At 70.0% G+C, this 23739-nt stretch carries 22 protein-coding genes; 15 read left to right on the forward strand and 7 right to left on the reverse strand.

Annotated features, from left to right (window positions below):
* Positions 1-45 precede the first annotated feature (45 nt).
* Positions 46-1056 (forward strand): D-2-hydroxyacid dehydrogenase, encoded by a 1011-nt coding sequence (locus ACPOLB_RS00230; protein ID WP_425259263.1) that lies wholly within the window; start codon positions 46-48, stop codon positions 1054-1056.
* 59 nt (positions 1057-1115) lie between these two features.
* On the opposite strand, the gene ACPOLB_RS00235 is transcribed toward ACPOLB_RS00230, so the two are convergent.
* Entirely contained in the window at positions 1116-2201 is a 1086-nt protein-coding gene (locus ACPOLB_RS00235) for a hypothetical protein (protein WP_425259264.1), read from the reverse strand.
* A gap of 49 nt (positions 2202-2250) precedes the next feature.
* On the reverse strand, positions 2251-3210 hold the full coding sequence (locus ACPOLB_RS00240) for an alpha/beta fold hydrolase (protein WP_425259265.1): 960 nt from the start codon (positions 3208-3210) through the stop codon (positions 2251-2253).
* A gap of 907 nt (positions 3211-4117) precedes the next feature.
* On the opposite strand from ACPOLB_RS00240, the gene ACPOLB_RS00245 reads away from it, so the two are divergent.
* Positions 4118-4738: a LuxR C-terminal-related transcriptional regulator gene (locus ACPOLB_RS00245; RefSeq protein WP_425259266.1), complete on the forward strand. Its 621-nt coding sequence runs from the start codon at positions 4118-4120 to the stop codon at positions 4736-4738.
* 1277 nt (positions 4739-6015) lie between these two features.
* On the opposite strand, the gene ACPOLB_RS00250 is transcribed toward ACPOLB_RS00245, so the two are convergent.
* Positions 6016-6516, reverse strand: a complete 501-nt coding sequence (locus tag ACPOLB_RS00250) for a carboxymuconolactone decarboxylase family protein (RefSeq protein WP_425259267.1) — start codon at positions 6514-6516, stop codon at positions 6016-6018.
* 209 nt (positions 6517-6725) lie between these two features.
* Here ACPOLB_RS00250 and ACPOLB_RS00255 point away from each other — a divergent pair, with 209 nt between their 5' ends.
* The 4 genes from ACPOLB_RS00255 to ACPOLB_RS00270 all read left to right on the forward strand — a co-directional run bounded on the left by ACPOLB_RS00255 (position 6726) and on the right by ACPOLB_RS00270 (position 10962).
* Complete coding sequence (locus tag ACPOLB_RS00255) at positions 6726-7634, forward strand: AraC family transcriptional regulator N-terminal domain-containing protein (RefSeq protein WP_425259268.1); 909 nt, start codon at positions 6726-6728, stop codon at positions 7632-7634.
* A 109-nt stretch (positions 7635-7743) separates the two neighbouring features.
* The gene (locus ACPOLB_RS00260; protein WP_425259269.1) at positions 7744-8622 is read left to right on the forward strand and encodes an oxidoreductase; all 879 of its coding nucleotides are present in this window, start codon (positions 7744-7746) and stop codon (positions 8620-8622) included.
* Positions 8623-9273: 651 nt separating this feature from the next.
* Positions 9274-10212, forward strand: a complete 939-nt coding sequence (locus tag ACPOLB_RS00265; protein ID WP_425259271.1) for a LysR family transcriptional regulator — start codon at positions 9274-9276, stop codon at positions 10210-10212.
* 342 nt (positions 10213-10554) lie between these two features.
* Complete coding sequence (locus ACPOLB_RS00270; RefSeq protein ID WP_425259272.1) at positions 10555-10962, forward strand: hypothetical protein; 408 nt, start codon at positions 10555-10557, stop codon at positions 10960-10962.
* Here the strand turns inward: ACPOLB_RS00270 and ACPOLB_RS00275 are convergent.
* Positions 10951-11409 carry a hypothetical protein gene (locus tag ACPOLB_RS00275; protein ID WP_425259273.1) on the reverse strand — a complete coding sequence of 153 codons (459 nt, stop codon included), beginning with the start codon at positions 11407-11409 and terminating at the stop codon, positions 10951-10953. The genes ACPOLB_RS00270 and ACPOLB_RS00275 overlap by 12 nt on opposite strands.
* 693 nt (positions 11410-12102) lie before the next feature.
* Between ACPOLB_RS00275 and ACPOLB_RS00280 the strand changes: the two genes are divergently transcribed.
* The 4 genes from ACPOLB_RS00280 (at position 12103) to ACPOLB_RS00295 (ending at position 16198) form a co-directional block, all read left to right on the forward strand.
* Complete coding sequence (locus tag ACPOLB_RS00280) at positions 12103-12312, forward strand: hypothetical protein (protein WP_425259274.1); 210 nt, start codon at positions 12103-12105, stop codon at positions 12310-12312.
* Between the two features lie 22 nt (positions 12313-12334).
* Positions 12335-12793: a LexA family protein gene (locus ACPOLB_RS00285; RefSeq protein WP_425259275.1), complete on the forward strand. Its 459-nt coding sequence runs from the start codon at positions 12335-12337 to the stop codon at positions 12791-12793.
* Between the two features lie 15 nt (positions 12794-12808).
* Positions 12809-14155 carry a Y-family DNA polymerase gene (locus tag ACPOLB_RS00290; protein WP_425259276.1) on the forward strand — a complete coding sequence of 449 codons (1347 nt, stop codon included), beginning with the start codon at positions 12809-12811 and terminating at the stop codon, positions 14153-14155.
* 312 nt (positions 14156-14467) lie between these two features.
* Positions 14468-16198: a methyl-accepting chemotaxis protein gene (locus tag ACPOLB_RS00295; RefSeq protein ID WP_425259277.1), complete on the forward strand. Its 1731-nt coding sequence runs from the start codon at positions 14468-14470 to the stop codon at positions 16196-16198.
* A gap of 346 nt (positions 16199-16544) precedes the next feature.
* Here the strand turns inward: ACPOLB_RS00295 and ACPOLB_RS00300 are convergent, their stop codons facing one another.
* Positions 16545-19223: an ATP-binding protein gene (locus ACPOLB_RS00300; RefSeq protein WP_425259278.1), complete on the reverse strand. Its 2679-nt coding sequence runs from the start codon at positions 19221-19223 to the stop codon at positions 16545-16547.
* 222 nt (positions 19224-19445) lie between these two features.
* Between ACPOLB_RS00300 and ACPOLB_RS00305 the strand changes: the two genes are divergently transcribed.
* Genes ACPOLB_RS00305 through ACPOLB_RS00325 form a run of 5 tightly spaced genes read left to right on the forward strand, consistent with a single transcriptional unit; the run spans position 19446 to position 22363 of the window.
* A complete protein-coding gene (locus tag ACPOLB_RS00305) occupies positions 19446-20216 on the forward strand; it encodes a hypothetical protein (RefSeq protein ID WP_425259279.1) in 771 nt (256 codons plus the stop codon).
* 13 nt (positions 20217-20229) lie between these two features.
* Positions 20230-20721 carry a hypothetical protein gene (locus ACPOLB_RS00310; protein WP_425259280.1) on the forward strand — a complete coding sequence of 164 codons (492 nt, stop codon included), beginning with the start codon at positions 20230-20232 and terminating at the stop codon, positions 20719-20721.
* Positions 20722-20754: 33 nt separating this feature from the next.
* A complete protein-coding gene (locus tag ACPOLB_RS00315; RefSeq protein WP_425259281.1) occupies positions 20755-21447 on the forward strand; it encodes a PEP-CTERM sorting domain-containing protein in 693 nt (230 codons plus the stop codon).
* Positions 21444-21893, forward strand: coding sequence for a globin family protein (locus ACPOLB_RS00320; RefSeq protein WP_425259282.1), 450 nt, complete (start codon positions 21444-21446; stop codon positions 21891-21893). Before ACPOLB_RS00315 ends, ACPOLB_RS00320 begins: the two co-directional genes overlap by 4 nt.
* 23 nt (positions 21894-21916) lie before the next feature.
* Complete coding sequence (locus tag ACPOLB_RS00325) at positions 21917-22363, forward strand: nuclear transport factor 2 family protein (protein WP_425259283.1); 447 nt, start codon at positions 21917-21919, stop codon at positions 22361-22363.
* A 435-nt stretch (positions 22364-22798) separates the two neighbouring features.
* On the opposite strand, the gene ACPOLB_RS00330 is transcribed toward ACPOLB_RS00325, so the two are convergent.
* Both ACPOLB_RS00330 and ACPOLB_RS00335 read right to left on the reverse strand, forming a co-directional pair.
* The gene (locus ACPOLB_RS00330; RefSeq protein ID WP_425259284.1) at positions 22799-23443 is read right to left on the reverse strand and encodes a hypothetical protein; all 645 of its coding nucleotides are present in this window, start codon (positions 23441-23443) and stop codon (positions 22799-22801) included.
* Between the two features lie 58 nt (positions 23444-23501).
* Positions 23502-23669: a hypothetical protein gene (locus ACPOLB_RS00335; protein WP_425259285.1), complete on the reverse strand. Its 168-nt coding sequence runs from the start codon at positions 23667-23669 to the stop codon at positions 23502-23504.
* Positions 23670-23739: the final 70 nt, after the last annotated feature.

Consider the following 23739-nt stretch of genomic DNA (forward strand, 5'->3'; position numbering starts at 1 on the left):
ATAGATGTACTCTATCGCCGACGCCGGCACCCGGAATCGGAGACCATGACGAGCAATGTCCCTGCCGTGCTCGTGACTGAAGCGCTTTGGACCACCGACGGCGCACGGTTGAGCGAGGTGATGGCCGAGAGTGCAAGAGCACTGGTGCTGAAGCCGGACCAAGCCCCTCAGGCGCAGGAGTTGGCCGACGTTCGAGCCGCGTTCCTGTCCACCGATCTCATCGGACCCAGAAACAAGCAAGCGCCGCATGCAGGACTGGCGCAGTTCGGCGCGGTGGTTGAAAGATGCACCGGGCTGCAATGGATGCACGTCTGCTCGGCGGGAACGGACCGGCCTCTGCTTCAGACCGCGATGCGCCGTGGCGTGACCGTCACGTCGTCGACCGGTGCCAACGCGGAAGCGGTAGCGCAATGCGCGATCGCTGGCATGCTGGCGCTGCACCTTGGCGTGGCGCACTGGGTGCGATCGCAGGACGCGAGGCGATGGGCACCGCACGCACCGGAGGCCGCGCCGCGCGACTTGACCGGCCAGCACGCCGTGGTGATCGGACTGGGCGCCATCGGTAGCCGCGTCGCAAGGCTCTGCCAAGCGCTGGGCCTGCATGTCACGGGCCTGCGAAGGCAGCGGCAGCTGCATCCTGCTTGCGCCGCTGTGGGGACGCTTGCCGATCTCCGGGAGGCCGCCGCCTCGGCCGACTGGCTCTTCCTGTGCTGCCCACTGTCATCGGCGACTCGGAGCCTCGTCGACGCGGACCTGCTGTCGCGCCTGCCGTCCCATGCGCGTTTGGTCAATGTCTCGCGCGGCGAAGTGGTCGTCGAGGCCGACCTCTTCGCCGCGCTGCAGCGCGGAGCGCTGGGCGGGGTCTATGCGGACGTTTTCGAGCAGGAGCCCTTGCCAGAGGACTCGCCATGGTGGACCTTGCCGAACACGGTGCTGTCCTCGCATGTTGCCGGACTGACTCAGGGTCTGCCTGCACGTACGCGAGACCTCTTCCTGGCGAATCTCGAGCGATGGCTGGCCGGGCGCGAACTGCTCAATGTGGGGCGGCCGCTGTAGCCGACTTCAGTCGGCTGCTTGCTCCGGTCGAGGTGCGCGCCGCGACGAGCCATCGGTGATCACCGGTATGCCGCGCGCGGGATCCTGAAACGGGACAGGGTCCAGCGTGTGACGCGTTCTTCCCATTCGTCGCCCGCCGTCGGTGTGAGAGGCAGAGCGAGATTGGTGACGACCATCCACGTGTCCGAGACGGCGGTGCTCGCCGGGAACAGCAGTCCCCGCGGCGTGCCGTCGGGGCTGACTCCGAGGAACTCACCGGCTCTGACTCGGATGAGCCCATGTTCATCGACCCCAAGCACGACATCGGCCTGGTTCGCCGCAACCCAGAGCAGTCCGTCGTGGAACAGGAGCCCGTCAGCGCCCGGAAGGCTTTCCGACAGGACGGAGACCTGGCCGCTCTGCAGGTTGAGCTTCAGCAATCGGCTGTCACCTGCGTTGGTGATGTAGAGGGTGTCAGGCGTCTTTCCGAACGCCAGTCCGTTCGCTCCAAACGGAAGATGATTGGCCGTGGCCAGCTTCGGGTCGCGCGAGATGACCCTGACGGCGCATGGGCTGCACCGGGTTGCGTTGTCGACTCGATGGATTGCTCCCTGGAACGAATCGGAGATGTAGAGGTTGTTCGCGTCGTCGAAGACCATGCCGTTGATCGCGGCGAACCCACTCGAGCCGAACGCCACCTGATCCGCGCTGCCGTCGGGATTGGCCACCGACCTCGGTGCGGTGGAGGACGGCGTCAGAGCACCGAAGCTGGCAACGTCTTCCAGTGGACTGTCGGAAGTGAAGGCAGCGTCCAGGCGCTGGAGTTTCGACGCCCCGAAGTTGAGAACGAAGAGCTTGCCATTGGCGAAGGCCAAGCCCGTCAGGGGCTGTGCCCCGAACGAGTACCGCGCCAGCAACCGACCGCTCGACGAGTAGCGCAGGATCTGGTTGTTCCGGACCGCTGGGGGTTCGCGTGCGTCGAACGTTCCGACATAGATGTCGCCGTTGGCGGGATTCGAGGCGAGGCCCTCCGGATGGCGTGTGTCGTGCGGAAGCACGACGAATCTCTCCACGGACAGCTTGATCGGCTCGGATGGCGCCGCCGCTTTCTCGGCCCGCGCTGAGACAGCCAGCAACACGCAGAGGAAGAAGGACAACTTGTTCATGGCAGCTCCATGGGTCGTGGAAGCCGCGCGGCTGCGCGGGGTGTGACACTCAGCTCTCGAGGAACGCCAGGAGGTCCTGGTTCAACTGTTCCTTGCTCGTATCGCCGAGGCCGTGGCTGCCGCCCTTGTAGATCTTGAGCTGGGAGCCGTTGACGAGTCTGGACGACATCGCGGCCGATGCGCCGATGGGCACGATCTGGTCGTCGTCGCCGTGAATGATCAGCGTGGGTACGTCGAACCTCTTCAGGTCCTCTGTGAAGTCCGTTTCCGAGAACGCCTTGATGCAGTCGTAGGCGTTCTTGTGCCCACTCAGCATTCCCTGCATCCACCATCTCTGGATCAGACCCTGCGAGACCTTCGCACCCGGACGGTTGAAGCCGAAGAATGGGCCGCTGGCCACGTCCATGAAGAACTGCGCGCGGTCGGCCAGGTAGGCCTTGCGGAAGCTGTCGAACACCTCAAGTGGCAGGCCGTCCGGATTGGCCGTGGTCTTGACCATCAAGGGCGGCACGGCGCCGATCAGCACCGCGCGCGCGACACGCTTCGTGCCGTGGCGACCGATGTAGCGTGCAACTTCGCCCCCGCCTGTTGAGTGTCCGACCATCGTCGCGCCCTGGATGTCCAACTGCGTGAACAGTTCGTTGAGATCATCGGCATAGGTGTCCATGTCGTTGCCACCCCACGGCTGGCTCGAGCGGCCGTGGCCGCGTCGATCGTGAGCGATGCATCGAAAGCCATGGCTGGCGAGGAAGAACATCTGTGCCTCCCAGGCATCGGCGCTCAGCGGCCAGCCGTGGCTCAACGTGACTACTGGGCCGCACCCCCAGTCCTTGTAGTAGATCTGGGCTCCGTCTTTCGTCTGGATGTAGCGCATGGCATCAGTCGCGTGCGTTGAAGGGCTGTTTAGGGTTGTACGCAAACGCACCTGATCCAGTGGTCGAGTCCCGAACCGAACGGGTCCTGCTGCACGGTGCGGGACAGTCGCACGGCGACCCAGTCCACATTGCATCGAGGCGCGGATGACCTGTGCAGGCCGAGCGTGTCGCCCGTGATCGAGGAGGCGCGGACCGCTGTCGCGACGATGGTGTATCCAGGGATGGCCGTGGCGTTCATCTGGAGTGTCCTGTGGTCAGCTGCAACGGCGATGCGAGCTCTGTGGTGGATGCGACTTTCAGCGACTGCACCAGCAGGGACATCCACCGATCGATCTTGTGATCCCTAGTCCCGATGGCCGACTTCACGGACTGTGGAGGCGTCACATTCGGATCAAGCACGAAGGCGCCGATCTGTCCGAAGCGGACACCCACTGGGCATTGCTGGCATGGACTGCCACCAAGCCTTGAGTCGTTGCCTCGACCGCGTTCGGAATCGATGCCACTGGCTTCCCCTCTGCGACGTGCTGGTGGTGTCGAGCTCTTGTCCGCGCGTTCTTTCGCACAGGGAGCGTGCGCCTGGCGAGTCTGCAGATGGTTTCCATCGCTCGCGCCGCGCGCGGCTCGCAGATGCGCAGCCATGGTCGCTTCGCAAGTTCCCGCTTGGCCAGTGAAATCGGGATGGGGCCCCTGTGCAGCTCGCGCTGGACACGGGTCTTGCTCACGTGGGGCTGTGGCGAGACTGTGTCGCCGCCGGCGACCAGACAGGCCCGCATCCAAGTGTGCGACCAGGGAACGCGTTGCGATGCCCTCGGCGTTTGCGCGCGCTACTCGGGGGGCGCGGCCGCGGCGAACCGGCTCGCGTGTCTGGCAAGAGGCCATGCGGGCCGCGCGCGGCAGCCCGGTTTCGGTTCCTGCGCCTGAAGCGCAGCGCTTGATCGGTTCTCAGCGGTGGGCAACAACAATTCACGCCGCTTTGCACCGGCAGACTCTTTGGCATCGGAAGATCAGGACCGGCTCCAAGTTGTCCGTCGAGGTGAGGCCATGAACGACTTTCAGCGCTCAATCCAAGTCACCGTCTCCCATGCCGATCCGCTCCTGGCCGTAGGCGTCTGCCAGGCCTTGCGAGGCGCCCCCGGCATCTCACTGAAGGCCGAGGATGCCGACGCCGAACATGCCCTGGCCGGCGATGTCCTGGTATGCGACTACGACACGGCGATGGCGGCCATCACAGGCCACTGCGGTCCTGGCAGCTGCGCGATGCTGATGCTCTCGCGGTACGACTCTGAGGTAGACATCCAGCGGGCCTTGCAGGCCGGAGTTGGCGGCTACCTTCTCGCCGGCTGCAGCCTCGATGAGCTCGTGGTCGCGGTGCGCACAGTGGGTCGCGGCGGACGGCACATCTGTGATCGTGCCGCCAACGTCGCGGCGCAGAGCTTGATGCGGACACCTCTGACTGCCCGCGAAGCAGAGGTCCTGCGGCTGATGGCCGATGGCCTGTCCAACAAGAGCATTGGTATCCGCCTGGACATTGCCCTGGGCACTGTGAAGGCGCACACCAAGGCCATCCTGTCCAAGCTGGAGGCGGCGAGCCGCACCGAGGCCACAGCGGTCGCCGAGCAACGCGGGTTGCTCGGCAGGAGGCTGGGTGTCGATGCACCTTGAAGCATCGGGGTCGGCGATTCCGTGCAGCGCCTCGTGGAGCAGGACACGCGCTGCTTCAGCCAGATGCCCCTCCAGCGCCATGCACAGCCGCTTCTCGATGGAGGTTGTAGGTCAGGTCGGGAGGTTCCGCCACCGCAACCTTCCTTGCGGCAATGGCCCTGCCGGTGACGACTGCCCGGGATGCTGACTTGGTGACTTTCAGTAGGTGGGTCGGGAAATCGGCCCTTGGCTTCGGCCGAGGAGAACCCCACCCGTTCAGAGGGCCTTCGCCTTGAAGGGAGGGACCATGCCCCCCGGCCGGTCGACCGCGGGAGCGAGGAAGTCCGAGCGAGAGAATCCGTCTTGTAGCCGACCCGGATGATCGCGATGCACCCCATCGCGATCGAGATCGTCACCAGGATGGCGTTGACGTTGGCGAAGGAGGTGTTGATCCTGTCGAAGCCCTGGGCGAGAGGCTCGGAACCTGCACACGCCACGACCACACCGGGTAGTGGGGCGAGCCTGTGTCTTGCGAACGCATGGACCGACCTGGCGATTCCCTGGGGTTCAGACATGGGACGACTGGTCCTGGTTGCGCTAGCGTGCGCGTTGGCTCGATGCCTGCCGCCGGAGATCGTCCGATCCAACGTGGCGAGCGGCACTTGGAGGGTCGCGCGGTCAGTCGAGGGACCTTCGACGACCGTCGGCGATCGGCCAGGAGCGGACGTTCCCAAGCGATGCCAGACAGCTGACGTTCGATCGTCAAGCTGCGCGATTCGCTGGGGCGATGACGGAATCCATGCACATCGATCTGCTGTCGGAAGCGAACGGTGGCCTGCGACCCATGCACTTGGGCTGTCGGATCGGTTGCAATGCTCCGCTTGCCCGGTCGTCGCGCGACGAAGCCATGGGGATCCGTCAGACGGCTTCGACCTGAAGGGCCGCAGCAAGCCTGCCCCATCGGTCATCGGCGCGCTGTCGGAGTGCGTCCTGCCGAACTTCCGTCTCGACAGCCCCAGACCTGGACAAGGGACTTGCGCTCCGGCGGGTCTGCTCACGGAGCTGGGAGCCACGGTGGCCTGCAGCTGGCCATCGATTGGCGTCACGGCGAAGGCTCGTCCACGCAGTCCTGGCCGCGGAGCGCATGCCTGGTCTCGAACGAACGCGGCACCCGACACTCTCCGATCACTGCCAGGTGGTCTCTGGACGCCGACACGTTCCGCCGTCCCATGCACGCGCCGCCCTCCAGCAGCCACCGCGATGCACCTCAGGCGCCGTTGCAGCCGCCGAACGGCGACTCACGGCGTGGCGGCCGGTGCCGACCCGACGGTCAACCCCCGTTCCTGCAGCAGTTCCTGCAGGGCCTGGGACGCCTCGATGGCACGCGGGAAGCCCGCCGGTACGGTCACCAGGTAGACGATCTCCTTCAGTTCAGCGACAGGGACGCCCGCATCGAGCGCATAGCCGGCGTGCACCTTGAAGAACGGTCTCAGGCCCAGCGCAGCGAAGGCAGCCATGGCCGACAACTGGCGTGTCCGGGCATCGAGGACAGTCCGGCCCCAGACGTCTCCGAGGGCATACCCTGCAGTGGCGTCGGCGAGGAAAGGGAAGTCCCGCCGCATGGACTCGAACACGGGTTGCGTGCGTCCGCGATTCAGGTCCCTGAGAACCTGCTCGCCGCGCGCAATGCGCTCGTCTGGCTGGGCAGGTGCCATCGCCAGGGTTGCCAAGGGCAGCGCACAGCACGTCAGAATTGCGGCGGTCGCGGTGCGGGACAAGAGGTGTGCGGCGGTTTTCATGCAAGCTCCGTCTGGATGGGAGGATTCAGTCTAGAAGCGCATCCGCACCATCCAGTGCCCGATCGTTCACGTTGCTTGCCCGATCCTCCGTACATCCGCCCCAGGCGCGGACGACGCTGAGAATCGGCCCTTCCACCGAGCCGCCGCCCATCGATGCAGCAGCGGCAGCCCCGGCATCAGCCGCTCCCCTGCAAGGAGACAGTTCCGACATGCGCCCCCAGTTGCAAGAGCTTGCCGGTCTGCTGCTGTCCTGTTCGCCAGATGAAGGCGTGAACGCCACGTCGCTTCCGGGTGTGTCGGCCATCCGGGTGTCGCAGCCCGGCGACGAAATGACACACGCCTTGCACCAGCCTGCCGTCTGCCTGATCGCGCAGGGCGCCAAGCGGGTCATGCTGCGGGCAGATGTCTACGCGTATGACCCGAGCCGTGTCCTGGTCTTCACCGTCGATCTGCCCGTCAGCGCGCAGGTGACCCTTGCCTCCCGCGCAGAGCCCTACCTCGGCTTTCGATTGGACATCGACCCGATCCAGGTGGCCGACATCGTGGTTCAGTCGCGGATGCCGCCGCCGGCCGCACCCGCGGGACGCGGCGGCCTGTATCTCAGTTCCACGACACCGGAGTTGCTGGACGCCGTGCTGCGGCTGATGCGGCTGGCAGGCAAGCCGGACGAGGCGGTTCTGCTGGCCCCGCTTGCCGTGCGCGAGATCCTCATCAGGCTGCTGCAAGGTCCTGAAGGCCATCGGCTGGCGAGTGTTGCCAGCGGCGAATCCCATGCAGGACGGGTGGCCAAGGCCATCGCATGGATGAAGCTGAATCGATCCGAGCCGCTGCGCATCGAGGAGATCGCCCATCGGGTGCACATGAGTCCGTCTTCGTTCCATCTGCGGTTCCGGGAACTGACGTCCATGAGCCCCCTGCAGTACCACAAGCAGTTGCGACTGCAGGAAGCCCGGCGCCTGATGCTGGCCGAGGGCGCCGATGCGGCCACCGCCTCGCATCGGGTCGGCTATCAGAGCCCGTCGCAGTTCAGCAGGGAGTACGGCCGCCAGTTCGGGACCTCACCGGCCCGCGACATCCAGCGGTTGCGGCACAACAAGCCGGAGGCCGCCTCCGCATAGCACTCCTCCGGTCTGCACGATCGGGCAACTTTCCAGGCGTTGCGGGCTACCGCCGAGTCTGGCCGCTTTCCTAGACTGGGTTCACGTTCAACCCCGACCTGGAAACATCATGGGCAAGATCTGGTTCATCACCGGCGCCGGCCGTGGAATCGGCATGGCGATCGCACGCAGCGCACTCGAAGCCGGCCATCGGGTGGTCGCCACCGGCCGGAACGCCGCAGACCTCGCAGCGACCTTCGCTCCCTACGGCGACAAGGTCCTCTGTGTCCACCTGGACGTTGCCCAGGAGCCGCAGTCAGCCGTTGCCGTTGCCCGGGCGGTCGATCACTTCGGGCGGATCGACGTGCTGGTCAACAACGCCGGTTACGGGCAGCTCGGACTGTTCGAGGAGGTTCCCAGCACGGCCGTCGATCAGCAGTTCCAGACCAACGTGTTCGGCCTGATGCACGTCACCCGTGCCGTGCTGCCGCTGATGCGCAGACAGCGCAGCGGCCACATCTTCAACCTGGCGTCGATCGGCGGGTTCATGGGGTTCGAGTCTTCATCCGTCTACTGTGCCGCCAAGTTTGCGGTCGAAGGCTTCTCCGAGTCCTTGGCGCTGGAGGTGGAACGCTTCGGCATCCACGTCACCATCGTGGAACCTGGCTTCTTCCGCACCGACTTCCTGGACGCCTCTTCGGTGCGCTACGGCAGCGGGCGCATCGGTGACTACGGCGACCCCCAGGGGCCGCCGCGGGCTGACTACGAGACCTACAACCACCGGCAACCCGGCGATCCGGCGAGACTGGGTCGGGTCCTGGTGCAGGTCGCGGAGTTGGCCCGGCCGCCGCTGCACCTTCTCGCGGGATCCGACGCGGTGGCATACGCCAACAGCGCCGTCGAGCGTCGGCAGGCGGAGATCGCCGCACATGCCGCGCTGTCGGCGTCCACTGATTTCCTACCCGATGAAGTCGAGGCAGGAAACGACGCGTCTTCAACGCCCTGCTGATCGCGGCGGCCGGCGCTGCAGCATCACCCGGGCCAGCACAAGCCCGCAGCAGGTCTGCCGCGCCTGGTGCCCTCGCATCCGGGGCCGTGCCGGACAACGGCGCGGGGACAGGCGTTCGACGCTGCCGCTGCCAAGTGCACGTCACTAGCGTGTCGCGGCCAGTGTGCGTCGCGAACTGGCGTCGCTCACACGGCACTGCGACTCCGACTTCCAGTCCTCGCATGCCCGGCAGCCCAGGCGGCCATCAGTCCACGCTGTCGCCGTTGCGCAAGACGGGGGCTTGCGCAAAGGCCGGTGCACAGGCCGCGCAGAGAACCAGGTCATTGCGAGCGCAGTTCCGATGTCGTCGCGATGCTGCTGCCTCCAGCGAGGCGGCTTCGGAGCGGATCGTTCCAGGACCGCGAGCATCGGACTGGCAGCCGTGCATGCCCTTGGTCGAGCGACGATTGACAAGGCTTAACTCGACTTTCGCGCGGCTTGCAACAAACATGGATACCAGGGCGGCCCGGACACGGGAGCGCCGGTCACCACCTCGAGTTCCCCAAGGAGCTGTGCATGAACCCAGCCACCAGATCCGAAGCACCTCCCATCTGGAGCCATGCGTCCGCTGGTACCGCCCGGCTGCGTGCCGCCTGAACCTGGAGAATCACCATGGACCGACTGAGTGCCCTGGCCACGTTCAAGGCCGTGGTCGACCACGGCGGCTTTGCGCGCGCCGCGGCCGATCTCGACGTCTCCTGCGCCAAGGTGTCGCGCACCGTGCAGGACCTGGAGATGCTGCTGGGCGTGCAACTGCTGCAGCGCACGACGCGGCGTGTCTCGTTGACCTCGGTGGGACAGCAGGTCCTGCTGCGCGCGGTGACGCTGCTCGATTCCTACGACGAACTGGCCGCGCTGAGCAGTCTCAGCGCCACGGAGCCTTCCGGCGTGGTGCGGCTGGCAGCCCCGGCGGCGTTCGCCCGCCGACTGCTGGGCCCGGCGCTGGCCGAGTTCATGCACCTCTACCCGCGGGTGGAGGTTGACCTGCGTACTCGTGACGGCCTGATCGACCTGTTCGATGACGAAGTCGACGTGATGCTGTGTCTGCGCAACGACCTGCGCGAGTCGCTGATCGCACGGCGCATGGGCGCGGCCGAGGTGGGGGTGTTCGCGGCGCCGGCCTACCTGGCCCGGCATGGCGAACCTTGTCACCCCGACGACCTGGCCGACCACAACTGCCTCACCTGCGACGACGTTGCCAGCGGTGCCAGCTGGCGCATGACCTGGGCGGAAGACAGCGAAGTGCGCGACGTGCCCGTCAGGGGGAGCATGCGGTGCAGCCATGCCGACGTGGTCGTCGGCACGGCGCTGCATGGTGCCGGCATCGCGCTGCTGCCGCGATTCATGGTCGAAGAAGCCGTCGCGCAGGGCGGCCTGAAGCCGCTGCTGCGCGACTGGCGCTGCGAGCCGCTGCCGATCCAGTTGGCCTGGGGTTCACGACGCAACCTGCCGCTGAGCGTGCGCAAGCTCATCGATCACCTGGCCCTGGCACTGGGCGGCGGCGATCGCCTGAACGAGGCCCGCCCGAGCCCGCGCATGCTCGCGGCCTGATCGATGCGGAGGGTGGCCGCGTGCTGCCTTGCTGCCCGCCCCGCCCGGGTCGAGCCTCCCGCTTGACCGGCCGACTTGCGCGCCAGAGGATGGCCCGCCGGCAAGCGATCGGCAGACTGGGGCGATGCGATCCGACGCCGTCAGCGTGAATCCGCCAGTCCGGGTGGAGCAGCAACGACTGCTGCTCGTGCGATCCTCGAACGCGGACTGCAAGGCCTGCCAGGCCACCCACGATGCGCGGCCCCATCCTGCCCGACGTTGTCGGCGCCACGACCGATGCATCGAGAACGCTGGCTGCTGGCGAGCGCCTGTCGAGAGCCCTTTCATGCCACGCGGGCAGGCGTGCCCATCCTCGTCTGCATCCACCGTCCGATGCACCAAGCGCAGACCGCGGGCGATCCGGAGCAACCATCGCTGGAAGCCGTGCTGGCATGCGGCTGCATCAGCGTCCCGCAGCACGACCTGCAGGCGCGGGGATCCAACTTGCGGGGCGCCGCCGTGCCGGACCAGGCGCTCGAACGCATCGAATGCAGCGCGATGTCGTCGAGCAGCAGCGCGGGGGCAGGCGAGAAGACCTGCGCGGGCGCGGTCGCGGGATCGACTGCCACCGCCGTGCACAGACTGCGGATGGCCGGCGCACCGGCCGGTGCGTGGCCGGGAGCAGGCGGGTTGTGCGAACGCGAGCGCTGGCCGGGATGCCCTGCTGGTGCCGGCGTTTCGGTGGGCCGGCGGCTCCCGTCAGCGACCTGAACAGCGCAGCACTGCGGTTCCGCGCACCGCATCGGTTCTCTCGTAGCGACACGCCTCGTTCTTGCCCTGGTCGGCCAGTTTCAAGGCAACGGCGGCAGTGCCCGGAACGATCAGATACTCGACGACATAGGTGTGCCCGGCCTCGACCGCGGCCTGCAACGTCAGCTCGCTCGACCTGCGATCCGGCGTTGCGAAGAACACCCGCAGCGTGTGCTTTCCCGGGGCCAGCCGCAGGGAGACCGGATACCCGCCACCGCCACGGGAGGGCAGGGCATCGCCGTTGACGTGCGTGAAGTGCAGCGTTGCACCTTCACGCACGCCCCAGACGGTCGCCACCGCAGAGGCCGGGGCCTGGTCGGCAACGTCGACGCCATACGGGGTGAGAACGGGATTCCACGCGCAGGAGGCAAGGAATGCCGAAGTGGCGAGCAGGAGGCGCAGGTGCATGTCGGTCTGGACGCGCGACGTGGCTGCAGCAAGACATCGCGACGCGAGATGAGAGACCGGAAGTATGACAAGCCGTCGAACAGTTGCGGAAGCACTGGCCGGTTGCAGCGTGCCGCCGTCGTGTCCCCAGCCTCGAGGCGGCAGCGAAGAAACGGTGGTCGAACACCGGTGTCCTGGCTCAGTGGTGGGCTCGTCGGCACGCGGTGGTGTCACTGCCTTGCGGGCGACCTGGTGGCCGGGAACGTCCTGTCAGAGGCTTGCCACGGGTCCGCCGTCCAGGAGCAGCAGCATGTCCCTGTGGCGCGCGTTGATCGTGCCTGCCGCCACCGGTCGGTACGCCGGGACCGCCCGGCTCGCATGGGATCCAGCCGCCATTCCGTGCGATCGCGCCAACAGTGCGCGGCAGGTCCTGATCGCGCCGGCAGCGACGACAGCCAGCGGATGCCCCGTCGCCGTGGGCGCCCCACACAGTGCCGTCGGGGAGTTGCCGCGATGACCGCATGGCCCCGGCGCAGGACGCGCAGGGGCTTCCACAGGCACCCGTTCCCGCGTACAGTACTGTGCATGCATACAGTTATCGCGCGCTAGGTCCGATGGTCCTGGCGCGCCTGCTGCCCCGTCAACGCCGCATCCGCGCGGCCTCATCTTCTCCGTAGACAGCGCCGCTGGCCCGGTCTGCGGACCGCGCCCGCCATGAACGCACCGCTACGACCCGACGTCTTCGTCCGCCTCCAGCCCAGCCCGCAACGGGACCTGCCCCTGGTCGCCGACGGCGTGCAACGCCACGTGTGGGAGAGCCGCTTCGGCACCATGCTCATCGAAGTGCGGGGCGGGCAGATCTTCGTCAACGGCAGCCGCGTGGAGCTCGCGGATGCACACCAGACCGCCTCTGGCGCGCCTTGAAGCGCAAGCTCGCGCGGCCAGCATGAACAGCGACGCAACCAGCGACGACAGTTTCCCGGACGGCGCGCCCGTGGGGGCGGACACGACCGCGGCTGCCATGCGCCCGCGCGAGCCCACGGCCTCTTCGGGCTTCGGCTCCCCGGGCAGCGATTTCACGGTCAAGCGCATCGACCTGAACGACGCCCTGATCCGCCACCCCCAGGCCACTTTCGTGATGCGCGCCGCTGGCGAGGCCATGGTGGCTGCAGGCGTCGGCAATGGCGACGTGCTGCTGGTCGACCGCGCCGTGACGCCCCGGCATGGGCATGTGGTCATCGCCAAGGTCGACGGCGAACTGCTTTGCCGCCGTCTCGTGCGGCAGGGCGGCGTCATCGCGCTGGAGACGGCCGAGACGCCCCCGCAGCGGGTGCACTGCAGCGAGACGCAGCCGCTGGAGGTGTGGGGCGTCGTCACCACGGTCATCCGCCAGCTGCCGCTCTGAGCGCCAGGGTGCTGCTTGTTCGCGCTGGTCGACGTCAACAACATGTACTGCTCGGTCGAACGCGTGTTCGATCCCGGGCTCGACGGGCGCCCGCTGGTCGTTCTGAGCTCCAACGACGGGGCCTGCATCGCGCGGTCCAACGAGGCCAAGGACCTGGGCGTGCAGATGGCGCAACCCTGGTTCCAGGTGCGCCACCTGCAGAAGCGCCACGGCCTCGTCGCGCTGTCGGCGAACTTCGAGCTGTACTCCGACATGTCGGCACGCATGATGGCCATCGCCGCACGCTACGCACCCAACGTGGTGCCGTACTCCATCGACGAAGCCTTCATCGACTTCAGCGGCATCCCGGGCGACCTCACGGCCACGTCGCGGCATCTGCGTGCCACGGTGCTGCAGGAGCTGGGCCTGCCCACTTCGGTGGGCATCGCACCGACCAAGACGCTGGCCAAGCTGGCCAACCACATCGCCAAGACCTGCGACCGCAAGCCGGGGCACTACCCGCAGGCGCTGTCGCACCGTCTGGCGCAGGTGTGCAACACCGCCGAACTGACCGCCGCCGAGCTGGAGGCCCTGATGGCCGCCACCGAGGTCGGCGAGGTGTGGGGCGTCGGACGCAAGATCGCAGCACAGCTGACCACCGCTGGCGTACGCACGGTGCGTGACCTCGTGCGCGCCGACGTGGCCACGCTCAGGCGCCAGTTCAGCGTGGTCTTCGAGAAGACGGTGCTGGAGCTGCGCGGCGTGCCCTGCATGGGTGTGGAAGAGGCGCCTGCCGCGAAGCAGCAGATCCTGGTGTCGCGGTCCTTCGGCAAGGCGGTGACGGACATCGACGGCATCGTCGAAGCCGTCAGCGAATTCGCGTCGCGCGCGGCAGAGAAGCTGCGGCTGCAGGGATCGGCTGCAGGAGCCGTCCAGGTCTTCATCCGCACCAGCCCGTTCCGCGAGAACGACCGCCAGCACAGCCCGAGCACCACGGTGCCGATCCGTCCGACCGCGGACAGCCGCCAGATCGTGGGTGCCGCCTGCGACGCGGTGCGTTCGATGTTCAGGCCAGGGTTCAACTACGCCAAGGCGGGTGTGATGCTGATGGACCTGCGGGAGGCCGCAGCCCTTGGAGAGCAGGGTGAGCTCGACCTGGTCAGCGGCGCCCAGGACCAGACAGGCAAAGGACAGGACCGCAGCGCCCTGATGGACGCCATGGATGCACTGAACCGCCGCTTCGGCCGCGGCGCCGTGCGGATCGGCAGCTCCACGGCGGCTGTGGCCAGCGACGCAGGGGCTGCGTCGTGGTCGGTGCGGCAGGAACGCCGGACACCCCGCTGCACGACACGCTGGGCGGAGATGCCGGTCGTGCGGGCGTAGGGGCCAGGTCACTGCCGGAGAGGCAACGAAGCCGTTCGGATGCTCCCGAGGGCAGGGGGGTACCGCGTCGAGCATGGCACGGCGCAGGGCGGGCGGCTGCGTGGCGCCAACGGTCGCAGGCGCGTGCATCCACCGACCGGTCGATGCACCGCCATGGCGACAAAGACCCCCGAAACCCGGCTTGCAACCATCGGCTCCCGCATCGCTGCGTTGCAGGCGCAGGCCGAGGCGGTTCGGAACCAGGAGGCTGGGGACCTGCGCGTCAAGGCGTGAGGCAGTGCAGGGCGCAGGCGTCTGCCAGGAGCCGATCGAGTGCGCGACGACGTCGCCCGCGGCGCTCAAGCACGCGCATCGGATGTCGATATCGAGATGAGTCTGCGTGTGGTCGGCCACTGGGATCCTGTCTTCGGCCACCACTGTTCGAAGCCACCAACTGCGAGTCGGCGCGTCGATATGCACAACACGATCCAGCCTCCACCCCCGAGCGGGCAACCAACGCAGCCTGCGCGGAGCATCGGGTTGCGCACACTGCTGACGGCGTTTGCCGCAGCTGCGGTGCTGGTCTCCGCGTGCCTCAGCGGGGTGTCGTTGTGGGGCGCCTTCCAGGCGCGCGACGCGGCGAGCAAGACGTTCACCGCCAAGGATGTCACGGCCGACATCCTTCCACCGCCGATGTACCTGATCGAGATGCGGCTCGTGCTGTCACAGGCCGTCGAAGGCACGCTGGCGCCCGACGGGGTCCAGGCCGAAGTCCGGCGGCTGAAGGCGGAATACGAGGCCCGTGTCCAACACTGGACCGCCCACCCACCGCATGGCCTGGAAGCCAAGCTGCTGGGCCCGCAGCACACCGAAGGCCGCGCGTTCATCGCGCACGCCGTCAAGATCGCCGATGCCGCTGCGGCAGGCGCCGACCCCGCCACCCTGCGTGCCGACTTGCAGGCGGCGCACGCGGCCTACCAGGCGCATCGCGCCGGCGTCGATGCCACGGTGCGTGAGTCCTTGAAGTTCGCCGACGCGTCGCTGGCGGCATTCGACACCACGGTGCAGACCACCAAGCATCTTCAGTGGGCCATGCTCGCACTGGCTGCAGCCTGTCTCTCGGGTCTGGGCATGTACATCCGACGTGCCGTTTGGTCGGCGGTCGGCGGAGAACCAGCGGACGTGGCTGCAATCGCGCGGGCCGTGGCCCGGGGCAATCTTTCTGTCCAGGTGCCGGTGGCAGCCGGCGACAGCACCAGCATCATGGCCACCATGGCCCAGATGCGCCAGTCGTTGGCCGGCATCGTGATGCAAGTCCGCTCGAGCAGCGACAGCATCGCCACGGGGGCCAGCGACATCGCCCGCGGCAACAACGACCTCAGCGCTCGCACCGAACAACAGGCCTCTGCCCTGGAGGAGACCTCGGCGTCAGCCGAGCAGCTCCAGGCCACTGTCAGGCAGACATCCGACAACGCGCATCAGGCCAGCCGACTGGCCCGCGATGCCACCGACGTCGCAGTGCAGGGTGGCGAGGTCGTGGCGCGGGTTGTCGAGACAATGAAGAGCATCAACGACAGCAGCAAGAAGATCGCCGACATCATCGGCGTGATCGACGGCATCGCTTTCCAGACCAACATCCTCGCTCTGAACGCGGCCGTCGAGGCAGCGCGCGCCGGCGAGCAGGGCCGGGGCTTCGCGGTGGTGGCTTCAGAGGTGCGCAGCCTCGCGGGTCGGTCCGCCAAGGCAGCCCGGGAAATCAAGTCCCTGATCTCCGCCAGCGTGGCAGGTGTCGAGCAAGGCACGGTGCTGGCCGACCAGGCCGGGGCCACCATGACCGAGGTGGTCGGCGCCATTCAGCGTGCAACCCGCATCATGGGTGACATCAGCAACGTGAGCACGGAGCAGAGTGCGGGCGTGGCGCAGGTCGGTCAGGCCATCGGCCAAATGGATCAGGTCACGCAACAGAACGCCGCACTGGTGGAACAGAGCGCCGTCGCTTCCGAAAGCCTGCGGGCCCAAGCCCAACAGCTGGTGCAGACCATGGCGATCTTCAAGCTCGCGTAGGGATCCTGGACCCGCAGCGCGGCGCCGCCGTTCGGTGCGCTGTTCCGTGGTCGTGCGGGCCAATGGCAGGCCTCGTTGCTGCACTTCCTGGATCCAGTCCGGCGGGTCCGAGAGGCCGCCTCGGGACGCCTGCCCCGGCGCCAACGAGGACTCCGAAGGGGCAGGCCCTGCGCACCAGGTCCGGAAGGACGGTTGGTTCGCCGAACCGTACCGGGCTGGAGGCGCGCCAGGGGCCGCTGTCCGGCGCCTTGCGCTGCCAAGGCGGCGTCTGCCGTGTGAAGGATGGCGGCACACTGGCGTCGCTGCCGCTTCTGCTGCGCGTGCCGCTGGCCGTGCGCGCGCCGGCTCAGCCGTCGCCGAGCGCGAGCCGCAGGGCCGCCGCTTCGTCGCCGACCGTGCCGGCCGCCTGCGGCGGCACCGCGCAGCGCGCCGCGAACGCCGCACGCAGCTTCGCGAACACCGGCCCGCGGCTGTCGCCGCGCTGCGCCACCAGCCCGTCGGCCCATGCCTGCACCGCCACGGCGTCGGCACTGCGGCCCTGGTGCAGCGGCACCCAGGCCAGTGCGTCGGCGAGCCACCAGACCATGCCGTCGCCGCGCAGCAGCGCGACCGCCTCGCGCAGCCGGTCCAGCGTGTCTGGCGACGCATCGCGCGCCACGCGCAGCACCGCCGCCTGGGCGGCGATCGGCGCGAAGGCCCGCAGCCGAGCCTGCGCGCGCATCGTGTCGACCGCCCTGTCGAGGACTTCGCAGGCTTCGTCCGGCCGGTCCTGCAGGAACAGCGTCTGGCCCAGTCCCCACGCGGCGCGCCAACCCTCGACGGCGTCGCCGAAGGACCGCGACTCCGCCAGGGTCTCGGCCCAGAAGGCGCCGTAGGCGTCGATGTCGCCGCGGTCGCGCGCGAGCACGGCGTCGATCCAGCGCACCATGCGGCGCTCGTAGTGCGTGGGCGCGGGCCCGAGCAGCGCTTCCATCGCCGCCCGCACCGGCGGCACCTCGGCGCCGCGGCCCACACGCAGCAACAGCATCGCGCGGTGGTACTGCAGATACAGGCGGCGCGCGCCGTCGGCCGGGCCGGTCCAGCCGGCGGCGCCGCCGAGCGCCGCCTCGGCGGCGGCCAGTGCTTCGTCCGGCGGCAGGATCTGGCCGAGTGCGCCGAGCAGCGCGCGCGCGACCTGCCAGCGCGTCGCCAGCGTCGGCGGCGGCGCCGGCGTGCCCGGCGCGGCCAGCCGCGCCTGCAGCCGACGCATCCACCCGGCGGCGTCCTGGCGCAGTCCGGCGCGCACGCAGAAGAGCGCAGTGGCCGAGAACAGGTCGAGCGCCGCATCGACGCCCGCGTCGCCAGTGTCGGCCTGGTGGAGGGCGTGCGCCATCGCGGCCTGCAGGTTCTCGGCCTCGGGCAGCAGCGGGCCGAGCCAGCGGTCCTCGCCGCTGGCGGTCGCCCGAGCGTCGGCAGCGGCGAAGCACGCCAGCACCCACGCACCGTGCGCCGCGCGCGCCGCGGCCTGCGCCGGCGGGTCGGCCGCGAGCCGCTCGGCGGCGAACACGCGCACGCTGTCGAGCAGCCGCAGCCGCTGGCCCTCGGCGGCGACGACGAGCGAGCGCTCGCGCAGCTCGTCGAGATCGTCGACGGTGGCCCAGGGCTCGTCGCCGGCCACCGCCTGTGCGGCATCGAGCGTGAAGCCGCCGGCGAACACCGACAGCCGTGCCAGCAGCGCCGCGGCGCGCGGCGGCAGCAGGCCGACGCTCCACGCCAGCGCCGCCTGCAGCGTGCGGTGGCGGTCGGGTGCGTCGGCCGCGCCGCGCGTCAGCAGCCGCAGCCGCTCGCCCAGGCGCGCGCGCACGCCGGCGGTGCCGAGCAGCGGCACTCGCGCGGCGGCGAGCTCCAGCGCCAGCGGCAGCCCGTCGAGCGCGGCCGCGATCGCGCGCAGGTCGTCAGCGGCCGCGGCGTCGGCCCGCCAGCCCGGCAGCAGCGCCTGGATGCGCGCGACCAGCAGCTCGACCGCCGGCGGCGCCGGCAGCGGCGCCAGCGGCAGCACCTGCTCGCCGGCCAGGCGCAGCGCGCGCTGGCTGGTGACGAGCCACTGCAGCTGTGGCGCGGCCGCCAGCCAGACCGCGAGCGCGCGCGTCAGCGTCGCGGCGTCGGGGTCGGTCGCCGCGTCGGCTTCCGCAGGCGCCGCGTCGAGCAGGTGCTCGGCGTTGTCGAGCACGATGCGCGCGGCCAGCGGCGACAGCGCCTGCGCGAGCGCGGCAACGCTGCGGCCGGCTTCTGCCGACAGGCCGATCGCGCGCGCCAGCGCGGCCGGCACCTGTGCCGGCCGTGCGAGCGCGTCCAGCCGCAGCAGCCAGACGCCGTCGCGCGGCGGTGCGGCATGCGCAGGCGCCGGGGCGGCCATGGCGGCGATCGCAAGGCGGGTCTTGCCGACCCCGCCCGGGCCGACCAGCGTGACGAGGCGGTGCCCGGCGAGCGCGGCCTGCAGCCGCGCGAGGTCCTCGTCGCGGCCCCACAGCGGCGCCCCGACAGCCGGCAGCGTGCCGGGCCGGAGGGGCTCGGCCGCGGCCGGCTTGGTGACGGCGATCGCCGGCGCCGCGGCTGCCGTTGCCATCGGGGCCGGCGCCTGCGGGTTGGCCGCCGCAGCCGACGCGTCGACGTCGTCGGCGAAGCGATAGCCGCGCCGCGGCACCGTGTGCAGCCAGCGCGGCGCCTTCGCGTCGTCGCCGAGCGCCGCGCGCAGGCCGTTCATCGCCACCTTCAGCACCGAGTCGCTGACGAAGCGGTGGCCCCAGACGGCGTCGAGCAACTCGTCCTTCGTCACGAGCCGCCCGGGCCGCGCGGCGAGGTGTGCCAGCACCGCGAACGGCTTCGGCGCCAGCGCCACGGCAGCGCCGTCGCGCAGCAGCCGGCCGCCGGGGCCGTCCAGCACAAACGGGCCGAAGCGCAGCGTCGACGGCCCCGCCCCGGTGGGATCGGCGGGCGCGGGCGACGGGGCGGCGGCGCGTCGGTCGGGATCGGGTCGCGGTGGCATGAACGGCGATTCTGCCGGCAGCGCCACCCCGGCCTCCGAACGCATGGCTAACCGAACGCTGACCGTTCGCGAAGGACGCCGCGCGGCCCCCCGCCGAGACTGCCGGCCATGGCAACGCAAGCCCTGACGACACCGACGCAGCCCCGCGCCGCGGCGCTATCGGCCAGAACCTGCAAGCGCGGCCTGAGCTTTCCCCCAACCCCATCCCACGAGGACGACACGATGAACCGCACCCCCCGCACGCTGACCCTGATCGCCACCGCACTGCTCGCCGCCGCCGGCGCCGCGCAGGCCCAGCAGACGATCGACCACAACAAGGCACTGGCCGGCAACATCACGCCGGGCGACGCGCCGGGCTATCCGATCACGATCACCCGGTCGGGCCACTACAAGCTGATGGGCAACCTGACAGTGCCGGCGGGCTTGCAGGCCATCTTCATCCAGGCGGACGACGTGACGCTGGACCTGAACGGCTTCACGGTCGCCGGCCCCGGCACCTGCGTGCGCGCCGCCAACCGTGCCGTGACCTGCCAGGGCAACGCCTCGCAATTGCCCGGCATCACCGACCCCTTCACGGCGGCCCAAGGCGTCGTCGTCCGCAACGGCACCGTGCGCGGTTTCGGGTACGGCATCTCGCTCTCGGGCAGCGCGATCGTGCAGGACATGTTCCTCACGCAGAACGCGATCAGCGGCGTGTCGGTGGCCAACGGTCGCGTCGACCGCGTCGTCGCGATGCTCAACGGCCTCAGCGGCGTGACCATCGGCCGCGGCACGGTCGCCAACAGCGTGGCGAACAACAACGGACAGCAGGGCGTGATCCGCCTGGGCGACAACCCCTCGGCGCTCGTCGTCGACACGGTCGCGCAGGGCAACTTCGCCCTCGGCATTCAAGGCCCGAGCGTGCGCGGCACGCTGCTGCACGACAACGGCCAGACCAACCGCAACGCCATCCGCAGCCTCGGCGGCAACGCCGACGCCAACGGCGTGTACTGAGCCGGTGCCGGCGATGCAACGATCACGCCACGCCGTGCGGGCACTCGCCTGCGCCCTGCTGGCCGCCGCCGCGGTGCACGCGCGCTGCGTCGCGGCGGCCCCGACGCCGGAGCCGCCCGTCCGGCAGGCCGGCGACGGCTGGCAGCTCGTGCCGGACGCCGCCGGCAGCGGCGAGCTGGCACGGGCACTGGCGCGGGCATCCGGCACGGAGCTGATGGCGAGCACGGAGGCGCTGGCGCGCATGCGCCCGCTGCGCCGCCCGGTGCACGCCGCCAGCCTGGCGGCTGCGTGGCAGGCGCTGCTGACGGCCGCCGACGGCCACGCGCTGCAGTGCGATCGCCGCCAGTGCCGCGTCTGGATCGTCGCCGCGGCGCCCGCAGCAACCCGGCGCGTGACGCCGGTCGCCGCCGCGCCGGTCGCCGCTGCGCCTGCGCCGACGGCCCATGCGACCGCATCGTCGGTCGCCCACGAACCCGATCCGCCGGGCCTGTTCCCGAGCGACTGAGACGACCGACCGACCCCCCTGGAGACGCCTTCGATGAACCGCATCCGCCTGTTCCGCCCGGCTGCCGCCTGCGCCACCGCCCTGGCCCTGTCCGCCCCCTTCGTCGCGCCACCGTCCGCCGCCGCCGCCGCCGCCGTCACCTACACCTTCGCCGGCCTCGTCGAATCCGACGACGGGGAACGCGGCTGGGACCGCTTCACCGGCAGCTTCCGCTTCGACACGACGACGCCCGACGCGATCGCCGACCCGTCGACCGGCGCCTACGCGCACGCCGGCGCCCCGTGGGGCCTGACGCTCGACTTCTTCAGCGGCGCGAGCCACGTGCACGCGCTGGCGATCGACGCGAGCTTCTTCGTGCTCGTCAGCAACGACCTCGGCAGCGAGGACCAGCTCGGCCTGCTCGCGCAGGACGCCGGCGGCACCGACGCGGTCTCGATGACGCTGATCGACACCACCGGCAGCACGTTCACGAGCCACGCGCTGCCGCTGCCCGCCGGCGGCCTGACGCTGCCGATGTTCGCGATCGCCGCGCTGCGCTGTGACGGGGCCGGCGGGGCGCTGCAGGGCCGGCTCGATGCACTCGGCTGCATCGAGGGTTGCACGGCTGCGGTGCCCGAACCCGGCACCGGCACGCTGCTGCTCGCGGGCCTCGGCGCCGCGACGCTGCTGCAGCGGCGCCGGCGCATCGCCTGTGCCCCGACCCGACAGGACCGGACACCCCGATGACCCCCGACCAGATTGCGCTCGTGCGCACCACCTTCGCCGACGTGCTGCCGGCCGCCCCGCAGGCCGCGGCGCATTTCTATGCGCGCCTGTTCGAACTCGACCCGGCGCTGCGGCCGCTGTTCGGCGGCGACATCGAGCTGCAGGGCCGCAAGCTGATGGCGATGCTCGGCACCGCGGTCGGCCTGCTCGAGCGCGGCGACGCGCTTGGCGCCGCGCTCGAGCGGCTCGGCCAGCGCCATGCCGGCTATGGCGTCGAGCCGGGCCACTACGCGACCGTCGGCCGCGCGCTGCTTGACACGCTCGCGGCCGGGCTCGGCGAGCGCTTCACGCCGGCGGCCCAGGCGGCGTGGATGGCGCTGTACGGGCACGTCGCGGCGACGATGCAGGCTGCCGCCGCCGCCCGGCCGGGCGCCGCATCGACGGCTGACGCCGCCCCCGGACACTGACCCTGCCCGTCAAGGAGATCCCCATGAGAACGTTCCTGCACGCCTGCTTGCTTGCCCTCGTGCTGGCGTCCCCCGCCCACGCCGTCGCGCCGTCCGAGGTCGACGACGTGATGGTGCCGCTGAAGGCCTACCTCGAGGGCCACGCGACCGGCCAGGAGGCCGCGTTCCGACGCGCCTTCGCGGCCGATGCCGTGCTCATCGGCCACCGCGACGACGCCTACCGCAAGGGCACGGTCGACGCGTACATCGCGCGCGCCGCGGGCGGGCGGTCCGCCCCCGACGAAGCGCAGCGCCGCCGCTGGATCGCCTCGGTCCACGTGACCGGGCGCGTCGCCACTGCGGTGATCGAGCTCCGGTACCCGGGCATGCACGCGCTGGATCACATGACCCTGGTCCGCTTCGCCGACGGCTGGCGCATCGTCGTGAAGGCCTACGACGCCGTGACACCGCCGGCGCGTGTCGCGAGATGACGCGCGGTGGGCGAGCGCGCCAGCGTCCTCGCCGACGAGAGGAAGACCACCGACGCGCGCGCCGCGTCAGGTGACGGTGACCGTCAACGGCCCGGCCCGCCGCGGAGCCGTGCGATGCAGTCGTCGCCGCCGGGCGACGGCCGGCCTCCGCCCCGGACGTCGAGGATGGCAAAGCGATTGCGCTGACGCGGGTCGCCGCCATGGGCGCGCATGGCCTGCCGGCACGCGGATGCAGTCCTGCCCGCCCAGCGGGCCGATGCGCGTCGGCAGCATCACCAGCGACCGACCCCGACCATCGGCCTGTTCGGTGCACTCGATGAAGGCGGGCACGGCGGTCGGCACCCCGGCCATCGACGACGGAAGGGCCTCGCGCCCGCCGGTCCAGACCCCGGGCATGGTCAGCTCCGGCCCACGCGCCGGCGGTGGTGCACTGCGCTAGGGGGCATCGAACGCGCGCCAGACCACGACCCTTGTGCGCGGATCGGCGTCGAACAGCTCGGGTCCGGTCTCGGCGATCGCGTTGTGGGGCAGGCCGGCGGGCGGCGGCTGCAGGTAGTTCGTGGGCGCGCAGTGCAGCACGCGCGTCGCGCGGCCGTCGGCGTCCGCTTCGGTGACGATGCCCACATGCCCCGGCAGGCCGTCGCCGCCGCGGCCGGTCGGCTTGGGGTAGACGAGCATCGAGCCCGGGATCGCGCGCTCGACCGGCCGGAACAGGCGCTGGGCGCCCAGCGCGTCGGCAAAGAGGGTGTCGGTGCTGATCCACCCGCTGTCCCAGGGGCCGCTGTCGCGCGCCACGCCCAGGGCCCAGCAGACGAAGCCCGAACAGTCGCACGCCACGGCGGGCAGCGCATCCAGGGACAAGCCGGAGTCGGCCAGCGCCGCCAGGTAGGCCGCATGGACCTTCGGGCGCTGAACGCGCATGAGCTCCAGTTCGCGCGGCAGGTCGAGCGCGCGCCCGGGCTGGCTGGACGGGCGTCCCGAGGACTGTTCGGCCCGTGTCCAGCCGCCCTTGCCCAGCCAGTACAGCGTGGGCAGCAAGCGGGCGGACAGGGCGCGTTGCAGGAAGCTGGCAGTGTTCATGTCGATCCGGGCGAGAAGCCTGCTTTGTCGTCGATCGGGGTCCGCTTGGCAAGCCTGTTCAACGTGCCGACGGGGCGGCAGCGGCCAGCACGTGGGTGGCGGGCTCCGGCGCACGGTCGGGCAGCGCGTAGTTGGCGATCAGGCTCAGCATGTGGAAGGTCACCAGCACCGAGGCGGCGATCGAGGTGGCGACGTGGGAGAGGGGGGTCTTCGTGGGGGTCTTCATGGTGCAGTCCGTGTTCAAGGTGAAGCCGGTGTCGGCGGGTGTGAATCGATGGGCCTCACTGTAGAAATCA

The organism is Rubrivivax soli, assembly GCF_049810355.1.
Classification (GTDB): Bacteria; Pseudomonadota; Gammaproteobacteria; order Burkholderiales; family Burkholderiaceae_C; genus Rubrivivax.

Bases quoted from the DNA above. Each gene is read 5' to 3' on its own strand.
- ACPOLB_RS00305 (WP_425259279.1), top strand. From the start codon at position 19,446: ATGAACCGCACCCCCCGCACGCTGACCCTGATCGCCACCGCACTGCTC.
- ACPOLB_RS00240 (WP_425259265.1), bottom strand. From the start codon at position 3,210: ATGCAATGTGGACTGGGTCGCCGTGCGACTGTCCCGCACCGTGCAGCA.
- ACPOLB_RS00325 (WP_425259283.1), top strand. From the start codon at position 21,917: ATGAGAACGTTCCTGCACGCCTGCTTGCTTGCCCTCGTGCTGGCGTCC.
- ACPOLB_RS00280 (WP_425259274.1), top strand. From the start codon at position 12,103: ATGAACGCACCGCTACGACCCGACGTCTTCGTCCGCCTCCAGCCCAGC.
- ACPOLB_RS00320 (WP_425259282.1), top strand. From the start codon at position 21,444: ATGACCCCCGACCAGATTGCGCTCGTGCGCACCACCTTCGCCGACGTG.
- ACPOLB_RS00300 (WP_425259278.1), bottom strand. From the start codon at position 19,223: ATGCCACCGCGACCCGATCCCGACCGACGCGCCGCCGCCCCGTCGCCC.
- ACPOLB_RS00250 (WP_425259267.1), bottom strand. From the start codon at position 6,516: ATGAAAACCGCCGCACACCTCTTGTCCCGCACCGCGACCGCCGCAATT.
- ACPOLB_RS00310 (WP_425259280.1), top strand. From the start codon at position 20,230: ATGCAACGATCACGCCACGCCGTGCGGGCACTCGCCTGCGCCCTGCTG.
- ACPOLB_RS00335 (WP_425259285.1), bottom strand. From the start codon at position 23,669: ATGAAGACCCCCACGAAGACCCCCCTCTCCCACGTCGCCACCTCGATC.
- ACPOLB_RS00285 (WP_425259275.1), top strand. From the start codon at position 12,335: ATGAACAGCGACGCAACCAGCGACGACAGTTTCCCGGACGGCGCGCCC.
- ACPOLB_RS00275 (WP_425259273.1), bottom strand. From the start codon at position 11,409: ATGCACCTGCGCCTCCTGCTCGCCACTTCGGCATTCCTTGCCTCCTGC.
- ACPOLB_RS00265 (WP_425259271.1), top strand. From the start codon at position 9,274: ATGGACCGACTGAGTGCCCTGGCCACGTTCAAGGCCGTGGTCGACCAC.
- ACPOLB_RS00245 (WP_425259266.1), top strand. From the start codon at position 4,118: ATGAACGACTTTCAGCGCTCAATCCAAGTCACCGTCTCCCATGCCGAT.
- ACPOLB_RS00330 (WP_425259284.1), bottom strand. From the start codon at position 23,443: ATGAACACTGCCAGCTTCCTGCAACGCGCCCTGTCCGCCCGCTTGCTG.
- ACPOLB_RS00315 (WP_425259281.1), top strand. From the start codon at position 20,755: ATGAACCGCATCCGCCTGTTCCGCCCGGCTGCCGCCTGCGCCACCGCC.
- ACPOLB_RS00230 (WP_425259263.1), top strand. From the start codon at position 46: ATGACGAGCAATGTCCCTGCCGTGCTCGTGACTGAAGCGCTTTGGACC.
- ACPOLB_RS00260 (WP_425259269.1), top strand. From the start codon at position 7,744: ATGGGCAAGATCTGGTTCATCACCGGCGCCGGCCGTGGAATCGGCATG.
- ACPOLB_RS00235 (WP_425259264.1), bottom strand. From the start codon at position 2,201: ATGAACAAGTTGTCCTTCTTCCTCTGCGTGTTGCTGGCTGTCTCAGCG.
- ACPOLB_RS00255 (WP_425259268.1), top strand. From the start codon at position 6,726: ATGCGCCCCCAGTTGCAAGAGCTTGCCGGTCTGCTGCTGTCCTGTTCG.